The sequence below is a fragment of the Amycolatopsis heterodermiae genome, from assembly GCF_034929455.1.
Classification (GTDB): Bacteria; Actinomycetota; Actinomycetes; order Mycobacteriales; family Pseudonocardiaceae; genus Amycolatopsis; species Amycolatopsis heterodermiae.
The window spans coordinates 1,626,894-1,645,919 of record NZ_JAYFSI010000001.1 but is presented as its reverse complement, the minus strand read 5'-3'; the positions used below and the strand labels follow the sequence as shown (position 1 = coordinate 1,645,919).

23 protein-coding genes are annotated in these 19,026 nt (G+C 71.9%); 8 read left to right on the top strand and 15 right to left on the bottom strand.

Features of this window, described 5'->3' with window-relative positions:
* The first annotated feature begins 68 nt into the window (after nt 1-68).
* The 4 genes from VA596_RS08075 to VA596_RS08060 all read left to right on the top strand — a co-directional run bounded on the left by VA596_RS08075 (nt 69) and on the right by VA596_RS08060 (nt 4,925).
* Nucleotides 69-707, top strand: a complete 639-nt coding sequence (locus VA596_RS08075) for a hypothetical protein (RefSeq protein ID WP_323324689.1) — start codon at nt 69-71, stop codon at nt 705-707.
* The gene (locus VA596_RS08070) at nt 697-1,770 is read left to right on the top strand and encodes a CbiQ family ECF transporter T component (RefSeq protein ID WP_323324688.1); all 1,074 of its coding nucleotides are present in this window, start codon (nt 697-699) and stop codon (nt 1,768-1,770) included. Before VA596_RS08075 ends, VA596_RS08070 begins: the two co-directional genes overlap by 11 nt.
* Nucleotides 1,767-3,365: an ABC transporter ATP-binding protein gene (locus VA596_RS08065; RefSeq protein ID WP_323324687.1), complete on the top strand. Its 1,599-nt coding sequence runs from the start codon at nt 1,767-1,769 to the stop codon at nt 3,363-3,365. The genes VA596_RS08070 and VA596_RS08065 overlap by 4 nt, the downstream gene beginning before the upstream one ends.
* Before the next feature lie 711 nt (nt 3,366-4,076).
* Nucleotides 4,077-4,925: an ECF transporter S component family protein gene (locus VA596_RS08060; RefSeq protein WP_323324686.1), complete on the top strand. Its 849-nt coding sequence runs from the start codon at nt 4,077-4,079 to the stop codon at nt 4,923-4,925.
* Here the strand turns inward: VA596_RS08060 and VA596_RS08055 are convergent.
* From VA596_RS08055 to VA596_RS08045, 3 genes are all read right to left on the bottom strand, one after another.
* On the bottom strand, nt 4,901-5,737 hold the full coding sequence (locus VA596_RS08055; RefSeq protein WP_323324685.1) for an alpha/beta fold hydrolase: 837 nt from the start codon (nt 5,735-5,737) through the stop codon (nt 4,901-4,903). The two genes, VA596_RS08060 and VA596_RS08055, sit on opposite strands and share 25 nt — an antisense overlap.
* 84 nt (nt 5,738-5,821) lie before the next feature.
* Nucleotides 5,822-6,676 carry a 3-hydroxybutyryl-CoA dehydrogenase gene (locus VA596_RS08050; RefSeq protein ID WP_323324684.1) on the bottom strand — a complete coding sequence of 285 codons (855 nt, stop codon included), beginning with the start codon at nt 6,674-6,676 and terminating at the stop codon, nt 5,822-5,824.
* A 108-nt stretch (nt 6,677-6,784) separates the two neighbouring features.
* A complete protein-coding gene (locus tag VA596_RS08045) occupies nt 6,785-6,976 on the bottom strand; it encodes a DUF3073 domain-containing protein (protein ID WP_323324683.1) in 192 nt (63 codons plus the stop codon).
* A 207-nt stretch (nt 6,977-7,183) separates the two neighbouring features.
* Between VA596_RS08045 and VA596_RS08040 the strand changes: the two genes are divergently transcribed.
* Nucleotides 7,184-8,080 (top strand): hypothetical protein, encoded by an 897-nt coding sequence (locus VA596_RS08040; RefSeq protein WP_323324682.1) that lies wholly within the window; start codon nt 7,184-7,186, stop codon nt 8,078-8,080.
* On the opposite strand, the gene VA596_RS08035 is transcribed toward VA596_RS08040, so the two are convergent.
* From VA596_RS08035 to ygfZ, 3 genes are read right to left on the bottom strand one after another with little or no spacing between them, the layout of a single operon-like run.
* Nucleotides 8,081-9,016 carry an asparaginase gene (locus tag VA596_RS08035; protein WP_323324681.1) on the bottom strand — a complete coding sequence of 312 codons (936 nt, stop codon included), beginning with the start codon at nt 9,014-9,016 and terminating at the stop codon, nt 8,081-8,083. It abuts the gene before it with no gap.
* Nucleotides 9,013-9,579: an RsiG family protein gene (locus VA596_RS08030; protein WP_323324680.1), complete on the bottom strand. Its 567-nt coding sequence runs from the start codon at nt 9,577-9,579 to the stop codon at nt 9,013-9,015. The genes VA596_RS08035 and VA596_RS08030 overlap by 4 nt, the downstream gene beginning before the upstream one ends.
* Before the next feature lie 49 nt (nt 9,580-9,628).
* Nucleotides 9,629-10,762, bottom strand: a complete 1,134-nt coding sequence (gene ygfZ / locus VA596_RS08025) for a CAF17-like 4Fe-4S cluster assembly/insertion protein YgfZ (protein WP_323324679.1) — start codon at nt 10,760-10,762, stop codon at nt 9,629-9,631.
* A gap of 133 nt (nt 10,763-10,895) precedes the next feature.
* Here ygfZ and VA596_RS08020 point away from each other — a divergent pair, with 133 nt between their 5' ends.
* Entirely contained in the window at nt 10,896-11,744 is an 849-nt protein-coding gene (locus VA596_RS08020; RefSeq protein ID WP_323324678.1) for an aminodeoxychorismate lyase, read from the top strand.
* On the opposite strand, the gene VA596_RS08015 is transcribed toward VA596_RS08020, so the two are convergent.
* From VA596_RS08015 to VA596_RS08000, 4 genes are all read right to left on the bottom strand, one after another.
* The gene (locus tag VA596_RS08015) at nt 11,723-12,142 is read right to left on the bottom strand and encodes a hypothetical protein (protein ID WP_323324677.1); all 420 of its coding nucleotides are present in this window, start codon (nt 12,140-12,142) and stop codon (nt 11,723-11,725) included. The two genes, VA596_RS08020 and VA596_RS08015, sit on opposite strands and share 22 nt — an antisense overlap.
* 98 nt (nt 12,143-12,240) lie before the next feature.
* Nucleotides 12,241-13,098, bottom strand: a complete 858-nt coding sequence (locus VA596_RS08010; RefSeq protein WP_323324676.1) for a 5-oxoprolinase subunit C family protein — start codon at nt 13,096-13,098, stop codon at nt 12,241-12,243.
* Entirely contained in the window at nt 13,095-13,691 is a 597-nt protein-coding gene (locus VA596_RS08005; RefSeq protein ID WP_323324675.1) for a 5-oxoprolinase subunit B family protein, read from the bottom strand. The genes VA596_RS08010 and VA596_RS08005 overlap by 4 nt, the downstream gene beginning before the upstream one ends.
* Before the next feature lie 11 nt (nt 13,692-13,702).
* Nucleotides 13,703-14,317, bottom strand: coding sequence for a heme-binding beta-barrel domain-containing protein (locus tag VA596_RS08000; protein ID WP_323324674.1), 615 nt, complete (start codon nt 14,315-14,317; stop codon nt 13,703-13,705).
* Between the two features lie 155 nt (nt 14,318-14,472).
* Between VA596_RS08000 and VA596_RS07995 the strand changes: the two genes are divergently transcribed.
* The gene (locus VA596_RS07995; RefSeq protein ID WP_323324673.1) at nt 14,473-14,778 is read left to right on the top strand and encodes a MerR family DNA-binding protein; all 306 of its coding nucleotides are present in this window, start codon (nt 14,473-14,475) and stop codon (nt 14,776-14,778) included.
* Between the two features lie 56 nt (nt 14,779-14,834).
* On the opposite strand, the gene VA596_RS07990 is transcribed toward VA596_RS07995, so the two are convergent.
* From VA596_RS07990 to VA596_RS07970, 5 genes are all read right to left on the bottom strand, one after another.
* Complete coding sequence (locus tag VA596_RS07990) at nt 14,835-15,146, bottom strand: DUF1416 domain-containing protein (RefSeq protein ID WP_323324672.1); 312 nt, start codon at nt 15,144-15,146, stop codon at nt 14,835-14,837.
* Nucleotides 15,146-15,982 (bottom strand): sulfurtransferase, encoded by an 837-nt coding sequence (locus tag VA596_RS07985; protein ID WP_323324671.1) that lies wholly within the window; start codon nt 15,980-15,982, stop codon nt 15,146-15,148. Before VA596_RS07985 ends, VA596_RS07990 begins: the two co-directional genes overlap by 1 nt.
* 30 nt (nt 15,983-16,012) lie before the next feature.
* A complete protein-coding gene (locus VA596_RS07980; protein ID WP_323324670.1) occupies nt 16,013-16,447 on the bottom strand; it encodes a DUF4395 domain-containing protein in 435 nt (144 codons plus the stop codon).
* Between the two features lie 276 nt (nt 16,448-16,723).
* Nucleotides 16,724-17,158, bottom strand: coding sequence for a TlpA family protein disulfide reductase (locus VA596_RS07975; RefSeq protein ID WP_323324669.1), 435 nt, complete (start codon nt 17,156-17,158; stop codon nt 16,724-16,726).
* A gap of 9 nt (nt 17,159-17,167) precedes the next feature.
* On the bottom strand, nt 17,168-18,067 hold the full coding sequence (locus VA596_RS07970) for an LmeA family phospholipid-binding protein (protein ID WP_323324668.1): 900 nt from the start codon (nt 18,065-18,067) through the stop codon (nt 17,168-17,170).
* Nucleotides 18,068-18,242: 175 nt separating this feature from the next.
* Here VA596_RS07970 and VA596_RS07965 point away from each other — a divergent pair, with 175 nt between their 5' ends.
* The gene (locus tag VA596_RS07965) at nt 18,243-18,995 is read left to right on the top strand and encodes a winged helix-turn-helix transcriptional regulator (RefSeq protein ID WP_323324667.1); all 753 of its coding nucleotides are present in this window, start codon (nt 18,243-18,245) and stop codon (nt 18,993-18,995) included.
* The last annotated feature ends 31 nt before the right edge of the window (nt 18,996-19,026 follow it).

Genomic DNA, 19,026 nt, shown 5'->3' with positions numbered 1-19,026 from the left:
GTCTAGGTGTGGCCGGCGTTGCACCGGAACCGCACCTGCGGGCCGGCCGTCCTGGTTAAAGTGCCCGCATGATCACCCTGCCGTCCCGCATCGCCGCGGTCTGTCTCCTCCTCCTGGCCGGCTGCTTCGCCGGGGCCTCGCCCGCGTCGGCGACGGGCTCGGACGGCACCTGCCCGGCCGGCGGCGGTGTGACGGTGGTCGTCGACTTCGGTGACCTGGGCCCGCAGCCCCTGGTCCGCTGCGCCCCGGGCACGCCCGCGTCCGGCATCGCGGCGCTGCAGGGCGCGGGGATCGACGTCGCCGGCTCGCAGAAGTACGGCCTCGCCGTCGCCTGCCGGATCGACGGCAAGCCGGGCCCGGACGTCGAGTCGTGCGCGGGCATGCCGTCGGCGACGGCGTACTGGAGCTACTGGCACGCCACGGCCGGTGGCACGTGGGAGTCGAGCCAGGAAGGCGCGCAGACGTCGAAGCCGAAGGCCGACGGGTTCGAGGGCTGGGCGTTCGCGCGGCCGAAAACGGCCAACGACCTGCCGGCGCCGCCTCGCGTGGCGCCGGTCCGCCAGGCCGCGCCGCCTGCGTCCGACGTCTCGGACGCGAGTGTCAGCTCGTTCCCGTGGGGCGTGGTGATCGCCGTCGTGGTGATCCTGCTGATCGGCGGCGCCGCGGTGGTCGTCTCCTCGCGCCGTCGCCGTCGGCGTGACCAGTAGGGCGCTGCACCCCGGCGCGTGGTGGGCCTGGGCGCTCGCGCTGGCTGTCGCGGCCAGCCGGACGACGAACCCGCTGCTGCTGGGCCTGATCATCGCGATCATCGGCTTCGTCGTCGCGAACCGGCGGAGTGACGCGCCCTGGGCGCTGGCGTTCCGGCTGTACGCCTACGTGGGCGCGGTGATCGTCGCGACGCGGGTGCTGTTCCGGATCCTGATCGGCGGCGAGGACGGCGGGCACGTCCTGTTCACGCTGCCGCGGATCCCGCTGCCGGCGTTCGCGGCCGGGGTGTCGCTGCTCGGGTCGACGTCGGCGGAGGAGCTGCTCGGCGGGTTCTACGACGGCCTGAGGCTGGCGACGATGGTGCTCTGCGTCGGCGCGGCGAACGCCCTCGCGAACCCGAAACGCCTGCTCAAGGCCGTGCCGGGAGCGTTGTACGAGGTCGGCACGGTCGTGACGGTCGCGCTCACGGTGGCCCCGCAGCTGGTCGAGAGCGTGCAACGCGTCCGGCGGGCGCGAAGGCTGCGGGCGGGGCGGACTCGCGGGCTGCGGGCGGTCAAGGGCATCGTGGTGCCGGTGCTGGAGGACGCGATGAACCGCTCGCTGCTGCTGGCGGCCGCCATGGACTCGCGCGGCTACGGGCGGCGTGCGTACCTGAGCGTCGGCGTGCGCGCGACGATCGCCGGCTGCGTGCTCGGCGGGCTGGTCGGCGTGTGCGTCGGCGTCTACGGCGTGCTCGACGGGACGTCGTCGTGGCTGGGCGTGCCGCTGCTGGCGCTGGGGCTGGTCGTGGCCGCGGTGGGGTTCGTGCTGGGCGGACGCCGGATCCGGCGGACGGCGTACCGCCCGGATCCGTGGCGGTGGCCGGAGACGCTGGTCGTCGCGTCCGGGGTCGGGGCGTGCGCGCTGCTGTTCTTCTCCTCGCGGGTCGACCCGGGGAACCTCTACCCGTCACTGAGTCCGCTTCGGTGGCCCGACGTGTCTCCCTGGCACGCGCTGTCCCTGCTCGTCGGGGTGCTGCCCGCGTTCGTCGCACCCCGTCCCCCGTCGGAGGTCGTCCGGTGATCGAGTTTTCGCAGGTCACGGTGACCTATCCGGATGCCGCGCGGCCGGTGCTGGCCGACGTCTCGCTGCTCGTCGAGGAGGGCGAGCTGTGCCTGGTCGCCGGGCCGACCGGCGTCGGCAAGTCGACTTTTCTCGGCGCGATCAACGGGCTCGTCCCGCACTTCACCGGCGGGCGGCTGGCCGGGCGGGTGCTGGTCGACGGGCGGGACACCGCCGTGTTTCCGCCGCGCGAGCTGGCCGCGGTGGTCGGCGTCGTCGGGCAGGACCCGCTGGCCGGGTTCGTGACCGACACCGTCGAGGAGGAACTCGCGTACGCGATGGAGCAGCTGGCGGTGGCGCCGGACGTCATGCGCAAGCGCGTCGAGGAAACCCTGGACCTGCTGGGCATCGCGGAGCTGCGCAACCGTCCACTTCGGACGCTTTCCGGCGGGCAGCAGCAGCGCGTCGCGATCGGCTCGGTGCTGACGGCGCACCCGCGCGTCCTGGTGCTCGACGAGCCGACGTCCGCGCTGGACCCGACGGCGGCCGAGGAGGTGCTCGCGGCGATCACGCGGCTGGTGCACGACCTCGGGACCACGGTGGTCGTCGCGGAGCACCGCATGGAGCGCGTCGTCCAGTACGCCGACCGGCTGCTGTACCTGCCCGGCGACGGTTCGGTGCGGTCCGGGCCGCCGTCGGAGATCCTGGCGACGGCGGAGATCGCGCCCCCGATCGTCGAGCTGGGTCGGCTCGCGGGCTGGTCGCCGCTGCCGCTCTCGGTGCGGGACGCGCGGCGGGTTGCGGGGCCGCTGCGCTCGCGGCTTCAAGAATTGTCGGTGGTGGGTCGTACCCTCTCGGTGACCGGTCAAGCACTGGACGTGAGAGGGGTGGTGGTCCGCTACGGAGATGTCCTGGCGGTGCGTGGGGTGGACCTGCGCGTCGGGCCGGGGGAGATCGTCACGCTGATGGGACGCAACGGCTCCGGCAAGTCGTCGCTTCTCTGGGCGGTGCAGGGCAGCGGCCCGCGGTCGGCGGGGAAGGTCGACGTCGGCGGCGCGGACCCCGCGTCGCTCAAGCCACGCGCGGCTCGTCAGCGTGTCGGGTTGGTCCCGCAGTCACCGGCCGACCTGCTGTACCTCGATTCGGTAGACGCCGAGTGCGCACAGGCCGACACCGAATCCGGGGCCGCGGCAGGCACGGCGAGGTCACTGCTGGACCGGCTGGCCCCCGCGATAGCCGGTGAAGCGCACCCCGGCGACCTGTCCGAAGGGCAGCGACTGGCGCTGGTGCTGGCCGTCCAGCTGGCGGCGGCACCCCCAGTGGTCCTCCTCGACGAACCGACGCGCGGCCTGGACTACCACGCAAAACGGCGCTTCGCGGCGATCCTGCGAGAGCTGGCCTCGCAGGGCCACGCGATAGTCCTGGCCACCCACGACGTCGAGTTCGTGGCATCGGTGGCCCACCGAGTGGTGGTCATGGCCGAGGGCGAGGTAGTGGCAGACGGCCCGACGAAGGAGGTCATCGTCGCGTCCCCGGCGTTTGCACCCCAGGTGGCGAAGGTACTGGCCCCGCAGGAGTGGCTGACGGTGGACGAAGTAGCGGAAGCTCTGCCATGACACTCGCCGCGCCACGTCGCCTGCCTGCCCGGCCACCTCACGAACCGGCGCCGGGTGGCCACGCCTTGCCGCCTGCATCCCGGGCGCCTTCTCGCGACCTGGTGTCGGGTGGGCAGTTGCGTTGCCGCCCACGGGTGTCGGGCGGTCGCGCCTCGGCGCTTGCATTGCGGGTGCGCTCTCGCGACCAGGTGTCGGGTGGGAAGTTGCGTTGCCGCTCACGGGTGTCGGGTGGCCACGCCTTGCCTCCTGCATCCCGGGTGCGTCCTCGTGACCTGGTGTCGGGTCGGCTGCTGCGCTGTTGCGAACTCGTGCCGGTGACCGCGCCTCGCCTCCGCATTGGGGATGCGAGCGCGCAGGGAGCAGTTCCACGCAAACTCGCGTCGCCGGCGGTCTCGTCGCCCCGCGACGAGTGCGTGAGCACCACTGGCGTGGTCTCACCTGCTCGAGCGGCCCTCTCCGCCCGAGGTTTCGGCGCGCCCTGCGCCCGTGTCCGCCGGTTGCCCAAGCCGGCGCGGTCCGGTGCCTGTCCCGCCTTGCCAGTGGTTTCGCCGACTCGACCACCCACAGCGTCGGCGCGACTGGAGGAGCGACCCTCTTCGGGGCGCCTGTGTCTTCCAGGGAGCGCCGCCTGCCCCAACGCGACCTGGCTGCCCCCGACCATCCCTGCCTGTCCGCGGCCTGGCGCGACCCAAGCCGTGGCGGGGTGGTGACGTGACCGGCTTCCTCGACCCACCGCCCCGGGCCATCCGCCTCCGCCTGCGGCCCGCGCTGGTGCTCACCGTCGCGGCCGTTCTCGGCCTGGTCATGTTCTGCTGGCCGCTCTTCGCGCACCCCGCGCCGAGCGTGTCCGCGCACACCGCCGATGCGCCGTTCGTCTTCATGGTGACTCTGCCGGTGCTGATCCTCGTCGTGCTGGCCGAGCTGTCGCGCGGGGGGATCGACGCCAAAGCGCTTGCGTTGCTGGGGGTGCTGTCCGCGGTGAACGCCGGGCTGCGGCCGCTCGGGGCCGGGACCGGGGGGATCGAGCTGGTGTTCTTCCTGCTCGTGCTCGCCGGGCGGGTGTTCGGGCCCGGGTTCGGGTTCGTGCTCGGCTCGACGTCGCTGTTCACCTCGGCGTTGCTGACCGCGGGCGTCGGGCCGTGGCTGCCGTTCCAGATGCTCGCCTCGTCGCTCATCGGGCTCGGGGCCGGGCTGCTGCCGCGCGCCCGCGGGAAGGCGGAAATCGCGCTGCTCGTGGTCTACGGCGTCGTCGCGGCCTACTTCTTCGGGCTCCTGATGAGCCTGTGGTCGTGGCCGTTCCTCGCCGGCACGTCGTTCGGGGGCGCCACCGCGGGGCTCGGGTACGTGCCGGGCGCGCCGCTGCCGGCCAACCTGCACCGGTTCGCCGTCTTCACGGTCCTGACCTCGACGCTCGGCTGGGACACCGGCCGCGCGATCACCAACGCGGTCGCGATCGTCCTGCTGGGGCCGGCCGTCCTGGCTGTCCTGCGCCGGGCTGCACGGCGGGCCGCCTTTGACGCGCCGGTGGTCTTCGATCAGGCGGGCGCCAAGCGGTCGTAGATGTCCACCAGCTGGGCCATGTGCGGCGCGTCCGGGACGTGGCTCGTGTCCAGGTCGAGCACGTGAAAGCGGTTTCCCGGCGTGGCCGCGTCCGCCTCGCGGATCATGCGGTCCTGCAGCGCCAGGGGGACGATCCGGTCTCGCAGGTGCCGGACGTAGACCCGCGGGACCCGGCCCCACCGGTCGCGGGTGCCGCGGGCCGGGGTGGCTCCCTTGCCGAGGAGGTCGTCCGGGGCCATCGAGTTGAGGAACGCGTAGAACTCGGCGTCGGTGGCCTCGGCGAGGAACGCCTCCTTGGCCTTCGTGAGCAGGGCAGGGTCCGCCGTGCGCCAGTTGAACCGGATCGCGCCGATCACCGACGGGTCGGCCGCCATGAACCCGAGGAGGTCGCCGACGCGGGTGTCGGCCGCCTCCGGGGTCGCCATGTACTCGTCCGGGGTCGCGAGGTCGACGCAGCAGAACGCCGTGTCGTAGACCAGCAGGTCGATCAGGTCGGGCACGGCGTCCGCGACCAGGCTGATCGCCGCGCCGCCGATGCTGGCGCCGACGAGGACCACCGGGCCGTGCGCCGCCGCGCGGCGGACGACCTCGACCGTGGCCGCCACCTGGTCGGCGACCGTGACGCCGGCCAGCGCCGACGGTTCCGTCGCGAACGCCGCCAGGTCCTGCGGGGCCTGGTAGGAGCGGCGGAACTGCTGCCCGGGCTGGTCGACGCCGACGCCGCGGTGGCCGCGCAGGACCAGCTCGTTCGGGGCGGCCGAGACACCGTTGGCGCCCGCGGCGAAGACGAAGGTGGTCACACGAAGGCTCATGCCGACAGTCAAGCGAGCCGTCACCGCGCTGCCCAGCCGAGAAAGTTGCCGCCCGGACCCACGAAAGTGGATCGGCGGAAACCCTCAGCCGTACGAGTAGAAGCCGCGGCCCGTCTTCTTGCCCAGCAGGCCCGCGTCCACCATGCGCAGCAGCAGCGGCGGCGAGGAGTACAGCGGCTCCTTGAACTCCGCGTACATCGAGTCCGCGATGGCCTTGATGGTGTCCAGGCCGATCAGGTCGGACAGGCGCAGCGGGCCCATCGGGTGGGCCGTGCCCAGCTCCATGCCGCGGTCGATGTCCTCCGCCGAGGCGAAGCCCGACTCGATCATGCGGATCGCCGACAGCAGGTACGGCACCAGCAGCGAGTTCACGATGAAGCCGGCCCGGTCCTGGGACCGGATGACCGTCTTGCCCAGCGCCGTCGTCGCGTGGTCCTCCGCGCGGCGGGCGGTCTCCTCGCTCGTCAGGAGCGACGGGACCAGCTCCACCAGCGGCAGCACCGGCACCGGGTTGAAGAAGTGGATGCCGACCACCTGCTGGGGGCGGTTCGTCGCCATGCCCAGCTTCATGATCGGGATCGACGACGTGTTGGACGCGAACAGCGCGTCCTCCGCCTCGACGATCTTGTCGAGCTGGCGGAAGACGTCGACCTTCGCCTGCTCCTGCTCGAGGATCGCCTCGATGACCAGTTCGCGGTCGGCGAACTCGGCGATGTCCGTGGTGAACCGGAGCCGGCCGAGGGCCGCGTCGGCGTCCTCGGTCGAGAGCTTGCCGTTCTTGACGCCGCGCTGGAGCGACTTCTCGATGCGTGCCCGGCCCGCGTCGAGCGCTGGCTGGTTCACCTCGGTGACCACGACGTCCAACCCGGACCTGGCGTGCACCTCGGCGATGCCGGAACCCATCAGCCCGGCCCCGACCACTCCAACCCGACTCACCATCGGCTACTCCTTACATCCGCCTCGCAGCCCAGATCTTGGGCAGCACGCAGCGCACGAGGGCGGTCGCCGGGTTGTGCCCGGCTCACGCCCTCGCGCGGTTACGCGTGCTCAACGACGGTACTCGTCGTACCCGTCGTCGTACGGATCTTGATCATTGCTATCGGGCTCCTCGTAGTGGTGACCACTAGAGGAACCACTCGACAGCTCGCGCTGCAAAGCATCGAAGTCGGTCTCGTGCGAGCTGTACTTGAGCTCGCGCGCCACCTTCGTCTGCTTGGCCTTAGCCCGGCCGCGCCCCATGGCTCGACCCCCTCGCACAGGGGCGGGGCGGCCGGGGGAATCGGCGGCCCCGCATCGTCTCGACAATTCTTTCCTGCTCACACCGTACCGTGTCCGGGGGGTTCGATGCGACGTGGCACGGTGTGCCGGTCGTGACAGTGTCGGCCGGACACCGGTTACCGGCCGGTCGGTGACGATCAGCGCAGGTCGGCGTGCCACGATCTACTCGTGCTCCGTCCCTTCGTGGCCTATCTGCGGGTGTACGAACCCCTGCTCGCCCTGGGCGAGCCGCCCGACGATCGGCTGCGCACGGCCGTCGCGGCGGCCAAGCTGGGGCGGACCGACGCGGGCGCCCGCGAGCAGGCCATGTGGCTCAAGTCACAGGTCGCCGCGCCACGCCGGTTGCTGCCCGCCGAGCTCGCCAACGGGCGCCCCGCGCCCAGCCTGCTGACCGACGTCCTGGTGCTCGACCCGGCCGACGTGCCGGACGGCCAGCGCGTACACGGGCCGTTCGTGTGCCCGCTGGAGCTGCGCGCCCGGTCCGCGGCCGCGCTCGTGACCTTCCTCGGTGACGCGCACCCGGCGCTGAAGAACGTGATCCTCGACGAGGGCGGCTTCACCCAGGACGCGATCCGCGCCCGCACGAAGTCCGCGCTGTCGGACCTCAGCACGTCCGCCGCGCACACGCTGTCGACCACCTGGACCGTCCCGCTGCCGTGGTTCGTGCTGGTCGACCCGGAGGACCGCAAGCTCGTGCTCGGCAGCGGCCGCGACGACCCGAAGCGGGAGCTGTCCTGGCGGACCACCCTCGCCGACGCGCAGCACCGGGCGCGCGAGGCCGGTGACCTGCTGGAACAGACCTTCGGTGACTCCGGGCCGGGCCGGGTGCTGTTCGAGACGCGGCGCTGGCTCGACAACTTCCACGCGGACTCGATCGTCGAACTCGACTACGGCGGCCTCGTGCAGCTGTTCGCCGACCCCATCCTCGAGGCCGACACCACCGCCGAAGAGGTGCACGACATCCTGGACGCGCTGCGCTCGGGCAACGTCGAGGAGCTCGCCGAACTGTTCTCCGACCTGCGGGAGTTCTGGGGTGACCTGGCCGCGCGGGAACGCGCCAACTAGCTAGGCGCGCAGCTCCGGCACCCGGATCTCGCCGACCGGGCGCCCGCCGCCGAGCACCGGCCCGCGGGCGAGCTCGTCCAGGCCGGAGACGTCCACGCCGAGGAAGCGCAGCGCCTCGACGGCCAGGGGCGTGCAGGCCCGCTTCGCGCCGTCGTCGATCTTGATCGCCACCGCGAAACCGTCCGGCAGCGCGAACGCCTGGACGCCCTCGGCGCCGGCCTTCGAGACGAGACCGTCCACGGCGGACATCAGCTCGGTGTCCTCGCGCCCGGTGCCGCCGACCAGCCACGGGTGCGCGCGCATCGCCTCGGCCACCGTCCGCTCCGGACCGCCGGACGCGGTCGCGATGCGGCCGAACGCGCGGGCCAGCCCGGTCAGCGAGAAGCCGAAGAGCGGCGCACCGCAGCCGTCGACGCCGGTGTGCGCGATCGGCTCGCCGGTCAGCTCGGCGACCGCGACGGCGATCGCCTGCTGCAGCGGGTGGTCCGGGGTCTCGTAACCGGCGGTCGGCCAGCCGGCGCGGACGCAGGTGGTGAGCATCCCGGTGTGCTTGCCGGAGCAGTTCATCATCACGCGCCGCGGCTCGGCGGCGTCGCGCATGCTCGGCACGTGCAGCGGGAAGTCGGCCGGGCACGCGAGGTCGTCCTCGGTCAGGCCCGCTGCCTGCAGCAGTTCGAGGACCCGCTTGACGTGCCCGGGCTCGCCGGAGTGGGACGCGCAGGTCAGCGCCAGGTCCTCGCCGGTGAAGTCCAGCCCGGACCGCAGCATGCCGACGGCCTGCAACGGCTTGTTCGACGACCGCGGGAAGACCGGCGACGTGACGTCACCGAGCGCCAGCCGGACGTCGCCCTCGGGGCCGGTCACCACGAGCGCGCCGCGATGGACGCTTTCGACGAAATCGGAGCGGACGACTTCGGCCAGGACGGGGTTGGTCACTGGGCCTCGTGCCCGCCTTCGCTCTCCAGCAGCTCGTCCACTGTGGCCGAACCCTGCTGGTAGCGCTGCGCGATCTCCGCGTTCAGGGTGTCCATGACGGTCTGGACCTCGCGCCGGAACGACGACACCGAAAGCTCTTCGCGGGCGTAGGTGTCCAAAGCGGAGGCGAGCTTGTCGTCCGTCAGGGAGCTGACGTCGGTCAGGTCGGTGTCGCCGATCAGCGCCTCGGCGTGCCGCCGGTGCTCGCCGGCGCGGGACGGCTCGAGCTGCTGGTGACGCCCGGATCCCGCGGCCGGGCCCAGCGCGTTGTCGGCGAGGATCGTGGCCAGCTGGTCGACGATGCTGGACTCGCCGCCGGAGCTGCGCCGGGTCTGCTCGGCGCGGACGATGTCGATCCGGGCGTGCAGCAGCCGGCGCAGGTAGGACAGGTCGGTCTCTTCCTGGGCGGCTTCGTCCCGCCGCTCGCGGAGCACCTTCAGCGGCAGGTCACCCACACCACTGAGGTATCCCGGGCCGAGCACGCGGTCGATCCGCCGCCTGCCGCCGGGCCGCACTTCGATCACAGCGCAGTTTATCCCGGTTGGGCGTGATCCTGCTGTCAGGGGTTTTTGATCAGCCACGAAGTTGCGCCGCCGCGGCCCGCCCGGGCGCCGGGAGTTCCGAAGGCACGGAGTCGGGGTCGATCGCCGCCTGGACGAGGTCGTCTTCCGAGCCGGTCAGCAGCTCGGCGCCCACCGGCGTCGACCGCTTGACCAGGGCCAACGCGATCGGGCCGAGTTCGTGGTGCTGGATCACCGTGCCGACGCGGCCGACCGTGCGGCCGTCGAGCAGCACCGGGGCGCCGGGCTCCGGCCGGATCTCGGGCGAGCCGTCCAGGTGGAGCAGCAGCAGGTTGCGCGGCGGACGGCCGACGTTGTGCACCTTCGACACGGTCTCCTGGCCGCGGTAGCAGCCCTTGGCGACGTGCGCGGCCGAGCCGACCCAGCCCACCTCGTGCGGGATCGTGCGCTCATCGGTGTCGACGCCCAGCCGCGGCCGCAGCGACTCGACGCGCAGCGCGTCGAACACCCAGCTCCCGGCCGCCCGCGCGCCGGCGTCGGTGAGCTTCTTCCACCAGCCGGCGAGCTCGGCGCGCGGCACGGCGAGGTCGACGCTGAACCGGCCGGGCCACGGCATCCGCCGCGCGAAGCCGGTGCCACCGGGCAACGCGGCGACCGCGTACGGCTCCGGCCCGACCTCGACGCCGACCGCGCTCAGCACGCGCTCGCTGTCCGGGCCGAGCACCGTGAGCAGCGCGAACTCTTCGGTCGCGTCGCGGATGTCCACCTTGGACCAGAACTTCATGGCTTCGAGGTACTCGCGCAGCGTCTGGGGGCCGCCCTTCGGCAGCGCGCTGGTGACGCTCGTGCCGGGGTCGGTGTCGAGGTACACGGTGCCGTCGAGGTGCGCGACCACCATGTGCGTCTCGACGCGGCCCTGGCTGTCGAGCACCAGTGCCTCGGTGCCGGACCCTTCGGCGAGCTCGGTCACGTGCTGCGAGATCACCAGGTGCAGCCACGACAGCCGCTCTTCGCCCGTCACGGCCAGGACTTCGCGGTGTGACCGATCGATCACGACGACGCCGCGCGACGCGGTGCGCTGCTCCGCGAAGGGGTCTCCCCAGTGCCAGGGGACGCCGGCTTCGGGGTGGTCGTCGGGCGGGGGGATGGATCCGGGCACGTCCAGCAGCGGCGAGCGGTACGGCATACCGCCCAGCCTAGGTGAGTATCAATCCGGCCAAAAGGAGGCCGACACCCCGGGCGGCACGTGACCGTCGCCGCAAAGCCATCGGCCGTGACTGTGGTCGGATTGATACCGGTCGGCACAGTACCGTGTGGGAATGCGCGTGCTCGTCTTCCTCGACGGAACCCTGGCCGACCCGGACACCGCCCAGATCAAGGTCGACGACCTCGGCCTGATGCGCGGTGACGGCGTCTTCGAGACGATCCTGGTGGTCGGCGGCAAGCCCCGTGAGCTGCGGCCGCACCTCGACCGGCTGGCGCGTTCGGCGGCCATGCTCGACCTGCCGGAGCCCGATCTCGCGGCCTGGGAGCGGGCGGTTTCGCTCGTGCTCGACCACTGGACCGGCAGCCCCGAAATGGTGCTGAAACTGGTGTACACCAGGGGTTCCGACGGCGATCCCGACGCCGTCCCGACCGGCTTCGCACTGGGTTCGGAGGTCGCGCCGTCGATCCTGAAAGCGCGTGCCGAGGGCGTTGCCGCGGTCACGCTGGAACGCGGCTTCCCGCCGGACCTCGCCGAGCGCGCGCCGTGGCTGCTGCTGGGCGCGAAGCCGTTGTCGTACGCCATGAACATGGCCGCGCTGCGCGAAGCCCGCCGCCGTGACGCCGAAGATGTGATTTTCACCGCCGCCGACGGCTCGGTGTTCGAAGGCCCGACGGCGACCGTGGTGCTCGCGAAGGGGCGGACGCTCTTCACGCCGCCGTCGAGCGTCGGCATCCTGCCGGGCACGACCCAGGCCGCGCTGTTCCGCGGCGCCGAGAAGGCCGGCTGGTCGGTGAAGGTGGAGCCGCTGCGCGTGCGTGACCTCGTCGAGGGTGACGGCGTGTTCATGGCGTCCTCGGTCCGCAAGCTGACGCGGGTCCACACGCTGGACGGCGCGCGGCTGCCCGACTCGTCGGCCGTCTACGCCGAGCTGGTGGCGGCCTACGAAGCCGAGTACGCCTGAGCGATCCGCACGACCGCCGGCGCGATCTCTTCGGCGCGGTAGGCGGCGATCTTGTGGTGGCCGTCGAGGATCAGTTCGCGTTCGCCGTCGCCCAGGACCACGGCGACCGGCCGGTGGCCGGTGCGGATGGCGGTCCGGTAGTAGCCGACGCGCGCCTCGTCGGACGGCGGCCAGGTGTCGGTGGGAGTGAGGGACTGACCGTCCGGCACGCGTTCCGGGCCGCTGACGCGGTAGTCGCCGTCGACGAGCAGGTCGAGCACCGGGCCGAGCGTGGTGGCCAGCGGACGTCGCAGCTGCCCGGTGGCGAGCGCGATCCGCAACGCCTGGGGCAGCTCCGCCCGCGCGCGCTTGTTCACATCCAGGAAACCCGTGCCACCGCTGATCGTCACCTGTTCCACAGCTATCAGGACGGCCGGCGGCGCGACATGGTTCCAGCCCCTACCCGGACGGGTGCACCGCGTGACCCGGGTCTCACCCGCGTGGCGGTACAGACCTTTCACGTCACCCGGAAGCGCACTCGCGTGCCGGGTCGTGCTTGGGCGAGGGCGCTCAGCGACGAGGTCCGGACCACCGCCGCGACGGGGTAGCCGCCGGTGGTGGGGTGGTCGGCCAGGAAGACCACCGGCAGGCCGCTCGGCGGGACCTGGATCGCCCCGGTGACCACTCCCTCGCTGGGCAGCTCCGCCTCGGCGAACTGCGCGGCTCGGCGCAGCGGGGTGCCGTCCAGGCGGAGGCCGACGCGGTTCGACTCCGGCGTCACCGTCCACCAGGCTGACAGGCCCTCGGCCGGGGAGTCCAGCCAGTCTTCGCGCGGGCCCGGCGTCACCGGGATCACCAGGCTCGCGGGCGCCGCGGCCGGCGTGACGACGTCCGCGCCCGCCGGAACCCCGCGGACCGGGCCGAGCGGCAGGACGTCACCGGGTCGCAGCGGCGCGGGGCCGATGCCGGACAGGACGTCGCGGGAACGGCTGCCCAGCACCTCCTCGGCGTCGATCCCGCCGGACACGGCCAGGTAGCAGCGCAGCCCCGCGGCAGGCGTGCCCAGGGTGAGCGTCTGGCCGGCTCGGACCGCGACCGGCGTGTGGGAGCCGAAGGGACGGCCGTCGACGTCGACCGGGACCGCGGGGCCGGTCACCGCCACCGTCGCCGACGTCGTGAACCGCACCGAAAGGCCGCCCAGCAGGGCTTCGATGCCCGCCGAACCCTCAGGATTGCCGACGAGCCGGTTCGCCAGCCGCAGCGACGCCGTGTCCAGCGCACCCGACGGGGCCACGCCGAGGTGCGCGTACCCGGGCCGGCCGAGGTCTTCGACGAGCGCGAGAGCGCCCGGCGAAACGACCTCCAGCGACCTCACCGGACGCTCCGGAACCGCACGTGGTCGCCCGGTGCGAGCAGGGCGGGCGGGTCGGCGTGGGCGTCGAACAGGGGCGTGGTCGTGTGCCCGAGCAGCCGCCAGCCACCCGGGGACTCGCGGGGGTAGACGCCGGTGAACTCGCCCGCGAGCCCCACCGACCCGGCCGGGACGCGGGTGCGCGGGGAATCCAGGCGCGGCTGCCGCAACGCCTGCGGAAGTCCGGTCAGGTAACCGAAACCGGGCGCGAAGCCGGTGAACGCGACCGTGTAGCCGGCGCCCGTGTGGAGGTCGACGACGGCGTCTTCGGAACAGCCCGCGTCGGCCGCCACCAGGGCGAGGTCGTCGCCGTCGTAGTGGACGTCGAGGGTCACTTCGCGCGGGTCGCCGTCGGGCGGGTGCGTGAGGTCGGCGCCGTCCAGGACCGCGCGTGCCGCGGCGACGTCGCCGACCACCAGGAGGCTGCGCGCGCCGGGTACGACGTCGGTGACGCCGTCCGGGCGCGCCGCGAGCAGCGTCGCGTGTGCGGCCCGCATCTGGTCGAGCGAATCGCAGTCCAGCAGGGCGGCGTCCTCGCCACACCGCCGCCAGCGCATGCCGGGTGCCGTCAGCCGACCACGCGGTGCAGCAGGGCCGAGGTGTGCGGCTGCAGCTCCTGGCCCATCATCGCGCGCTCCTCGACGTAGCCGAGCGAGCCCTCGATCAGGCCGTACAGCCGCTGGGCGGCCTTGACCTCCTTCGCGCTGGCCGTGCGGATCACCGCGTCGGTGCCCAGCTCCCAGGACGTCTGGTTGCGCGGCTTGCCGTAGTACAGCTCGACGAGACCGGTGTTGTGCGTGAGCAGCAGCTCGAGCGTGTCGTCGGCCTGCGGCCGCCAGAAGCCGGACTCGCGGGCGGCGGGGCGGATGACGTTGCCCTCGTCGTCGAGCAGCCAGGACCGCGACTCGTGGATCAGGAACGGGCGGCCGTCGTGCGCGATCGTCAGCTGCTGCGCGAACTTGCGGGGGCCTTCGATGGTCGGGTAGTCGACCTCGCCCTCACCGCGCCAGACACCGACCATCGGCAGCAGCGCGAGGCAGGCCTCGTTGAGGTCCGGTCCCTCGCGCAGGTTGGCCGTGTCGTTGGGGATGGGCAGGTCGTCCCACAACGGGAGGTTGCGCGTGCGGGTGCTCTGCGCGCGCATGTCCGCTGCTGCGATGGCGTCGTCGCCGCTGTCGGTCATGGGTCAGCGCTGGTCCGCGTAAAGCCGGTAGACGACGTACACGGCGAACCAGGTGATCGCGACGCCGGCGAGCACCAGCAAGGTCGTAAACAGAGCTTCCACGCCCAGCAGGATAGTCCGCCGCCGCTCACCCGGCCCGGCGCAGGGTCACCGCGGTGAGCACGGTCACGGTTCTACGGCCCGACGAGCTGCACCGGCTGGCCGCGGCGAAGATGCTGCAGGACACCGGCCTCTGCACGCTCGACGAGATCGCCGCCGTGCTGCGCGGCCCCGAGCACGGCGACTGGCGGGCCGTGGTCCGTGACCGGATCACCGAGTTGGTCGAGCAGCAGCGGACGCTCGCGATCGCGGAGACGTTCCTCAACCACTTCCTGCGCTGCCCGCGCGACCACCCGATCGAGACGTGCCCCTCACTCCGGGACTACACCACCCGCGTCCTGGCCGCCGCCGGAAAGCCGTGAAGGCCACCTTGAGGGACTCAGAGTCCCTCAAGGTGGCCTTCACGGACCGTTGAACGTCAGGCGACCGAGATGGCCAGCTGGTGCAGGCCGGGGCCTTCCGCGGTGACGGACGCTTCGCCGTTGCCGCTGCGGTGCAGCGCGCGCACGGTCCACTCGCCCGGTGCCGCGTAGAAGCGGAAGTCGCCGTCGGCCGAGGAGACGACCTCGCCCGTGAAGTCGCCGCCGCCGTCCAGGAGCCGGACGAACGCGCCGCCGACCGGCCCGTCCGCGCCGGTCACCTTGCCGGCCAGGACGACCTGGCCCTTGGTGTCGTAGTCCGCCGGCGTGGCCTCCTGGACCGGTGCGCCGCAGCTGTCGTCGACCGCCATCACTTGGCTCCCAACTCGACCGGCACGCCGACCAGCGAGCCGTATTCCGTCCACGAACCGTCGTAGTTCTTCACGTCGTCGTAGCCGAGCAGCTCGTGCAGCGCGAACCACGCGATCGACGAGCGCTCACCGATGCGGCAGTAGGCGATGGTGCCCTTGCCGGCGTCGATGCCCTGGTCCTTGTACAGCTCTTCGATCTCGCCCTCGGTCTTGAAGGTGCCGTCCTCGTTGGCGACCTTCGCCCACGGCACGTTCAGCGCGCCCGGGATGTGCCCGGGGACCTGGGACTGCTCCTGCGGCAGGTGCGCCGGGGCGAGCAGCTTGCCGGAGAACTCGTCCGGCGACCGGACGTCGACGAAGTTCTTCGCGCCGATGGACTGGACGACCTCGTCGCGGAACGCGCGCAGGGTCAGGTCCTGGTCCTTGGCCTTGTAGTCGGTCGTGTCGCGCTTGACCTCGTCGGAGTTCAGCTCGCGGCCGTCGAGCTCCCACTTCTTGCGGCCGCCGTCGAGCAGCTGCACGTTGTCGTGGCCGTAGAGCTTGAAGTACCAGTACGCGTAGGCGGCGAACCAGTTGTTGTTGCCGCCGTAGAGGATCACGCGGTCGTCGTTCGAGATGCCCTTCTCCGACAGGAGCTTCTCGAAGCCCTCCTTGGAGACGAAGTCGCGGCGCACCCCGTCCTGCAGGTCCTTCCGCCAGTCGAACTTCACCGCGCCCCGGATGTGGCCTCCGTCGTAGGCGGTGGTGTCCTCGTCGACCTCGGCGAACACGACGCCGGGGGTGTCCAGGTTCTCCTCGGCCCACTGGGTGGTGACCAGGACGTCTTCACGGCTCATGGAGATGAACTCTCTTTCTGGGTTAGGACTTCAGGACGACGCGCGGGCGGGACTGAAGCGTTTGATCAGCAAGAACATTTCGCAGCCCAGGCAGAAGTTGAAGGCCGCGTTGAGGAAGGCGGCGAACAGCGCGAACGCCGTCGCGACGATGCCGAGCGGGGTGACGTCGAGCGCGAAGCCGAGGGTCCCGACCAGCGCGAACACGAACCCGACCGCCTGGGCGAACCGCAGCGGCGCCGCGTCCTCCCGCTCGGTGGCCGGGCCGAGGCGCGGGGCCACCAGGTAGCGGTACACCAGCGAGTACGGCGCGGGCTTGAGCCCGACGAACGCTCCGATGGCGAAGACGACGGTCTGGATCGCCAGCAGCGGCCACCACTGGGTGACCAGGACGACCGCGAGCACGATCGTCGTCAGGATGGCGGCGAACCGCGGGCCACGCGGGTCGACGGCCGGTCCGGCGGACATGGTTCCTCCAGCTGGAGCAGAGAAGGTGCGTGCATCCGGCACGCGTCAGCGGCATCAGGGCTGGCTGGGGACCGAAGCGATGAGAAGACGTCGTTCAGCGCCGGTCGGGCTGAACACGACACAGGCTGCTGCGGACGCGGCAGAGGTCGACTGCGCGTCGCTGCGTCAAGAAGGTGGTCAGCCCGGTCACGGGTGCGAGGGTACCCAGAGCTCCCTCAGAGTGGGAACCACGTTCATACCTTGGGACGATTCCCGCCCGATGGGACACGGGCCCGGTCAGGACGTCCGCAGAGTGAGATGCGGGCGCAGCGCCTCCAGCAGCTCCGCGCCCTTCGGGACGCCGCTGACCCGCAGCAGCTCCCGGCCGTCCGGGGCCAGCGCGATCGTGGTCGGCGTCCGCAGCACGGAGAGGGACTGCGCGACCTCGGGCTGGTTCGTGACGTCGAGTTCGACGTGGTGCAGGCCCTCGGTCCGCTCGGCGAGCGGCGCGAGGACGGCCTTCGCGTGCCGGCAGGGCGCGCAGAAGGTGGTGGAGATCTGGACCAGCGTCACGGCGGACGCCGGGTCGAGGACGGCGGCGACGGGGCCGGGCAGCTCACGCACGGGCCCGGCGTCCCGCGCCTCGCGCACGCGGCCGTTGCGGGCCCGCAGCAGCAGCCCGGCGGCCGTCCCGGCCACCAGTACCGCCACGAGCACCCACAGCCCCGTCACCGGCCACTCCTACTTGCTCAGGTCCGCGAAGGAGACGTTCGACGCCTCACCCTTGATCGTCACCGATCCGCTCTGCACCCGCACGCCGGTCGGGGTCACCGACAGCGGCAGGTCCTTCGTCGCGATCGAGGCGTTGAAGTTCGGCAGCAGCGCCTTCTGCACCGCCTGGGGAACGACCGTGGTCTCCTGGTCATTCCCGAACTGCAGCCGCTTCGGCGCGAAGGTGATCGTTCCCGCCTTCGCGTCCGCCTCGATCATCGCGAAGCAGAAGATTTCCAGATCCTTGCCCGCGAACTGAAGGTGTCCCGAAATGCGGACACCCGTGCTCGACTCGTCGACGGTCTGGCCGTCCGCGGCGGTCGTGGTGGTCGTCGGGGTCGGCTCGCTCTGCCCGGAGTCGCCGTTCTGGACGTAGTCCGTGGTCGCCGGCTCGATCCGCAGGTCCTTGATCTTGTCCAGCGGCGAGATGCGGGCCAGGTCGGCGGCCTTGATGGTGACCGCCCCGGTCAGCTTGCCGATGGTGATGGCCTTGGTGTTGCCGTTGGTGAGGTCCGACAGCGGCGCGGTGACGTCCTCGAGCTCGGCGTTCAGCGCGACGTCCTGCAGCTTGTCGCCGACCGGCACACCGGCGGCCGACACGCTGATGTGACTGTAGTCACCGCCCAGCGCCTGCGTGAGGAACGGGAAGCCGTGGATCGTCACCGACGGGTCGTCGGTCAGCTGCAGCTGTTCGCGCGCCTTCTGCGAGATCGTGTGCTCGGCGAACGCGGCGGCCCCGAAATCGGCGCCGACGAGCAGCAGCACCAGCACGACCAGGGCGATCACCCAGCGACGGCCCCGGCGGCCGCGGCGTCGCGCGTCCGGCCTCGGTGCGGGTCGGTCGTCCCGGGTCACGGGCCTGCTCACCATCGCGTCCGTACTCCTGTTTCGTCGGGGATCATCGGGGTTCGTCGGGCGCACCGGGGGTTTCTCCAGGTGTGATCGATCCAGCAAGGGTTAGGTACCCGGCCGTCGAGCCGCTATTCTCACTTAGCACCGACTAACGCCACCGTGAGGCGACGATTTTGAGAAGGCGGTGCGGCTCATGAGCCTGGACCTTCTGGTACTCACCGCGGAAGCGGACGCCACTTCGGTGCTTCCCGCGCTGGACTTGCTGCCGCACACCGTACGCGTCCGTCCTCCCGAGGTGACCGCCCTGCTCGACGCGGGGCACCGGGACGTCATCCTGCTGGACGCGCGCAGCGACCTGGCCTCGGCGAAGAGCCTCTGCCGGCTGCTCAAGGGCACCGGCGAGGACGAGGCGTCCACCCCGATCATCGCCGTCGTCGGCGAGGGCGGGCTGGTGGCGGTCAGCGCCGAATGGCGCACCGACGACATCCTCCTGCCGACGGCCGGCCCGGCCGAGGTCGACGCCCGGTTGCGGCTGGTCACGACCCGCGACGGCGGTTCCGCGCAGGTCGACGCCGAGCTGCGGGTCGGCGAGCTGGTCATCGACGAGGCGACCTACACCGCACGGCTCAAGCGGCGCACGCTGGAACTCACGTACAAGGAGTTCGAGCTGCTCAAGTACCTCGCGCAGCACGCCGGCCGGGTCTTCACCCGCGCCCAGCTGCTGCAGGAGGTCTGGGGCTACGACTTCTTCGGGGGCACCCGCACGGTCGACGTCCACGTCCGGCGGCTGCGCGCCAAGCTCGGCCCGGAGCACGAGCAGATGATCGGCACCGTGCGCAACGTCGGGTACAAGTTCGAGCGGCCCGCCAAGGGCGCGCCGCGCGGCAGCGTGCCGGTGCAGGCGCCCGCCGAGGCGCCGGCCGACACCCCCGAACTCGCGCGCTAGGTCCCCCACGCTCTGAAGGACGTTTCGCACG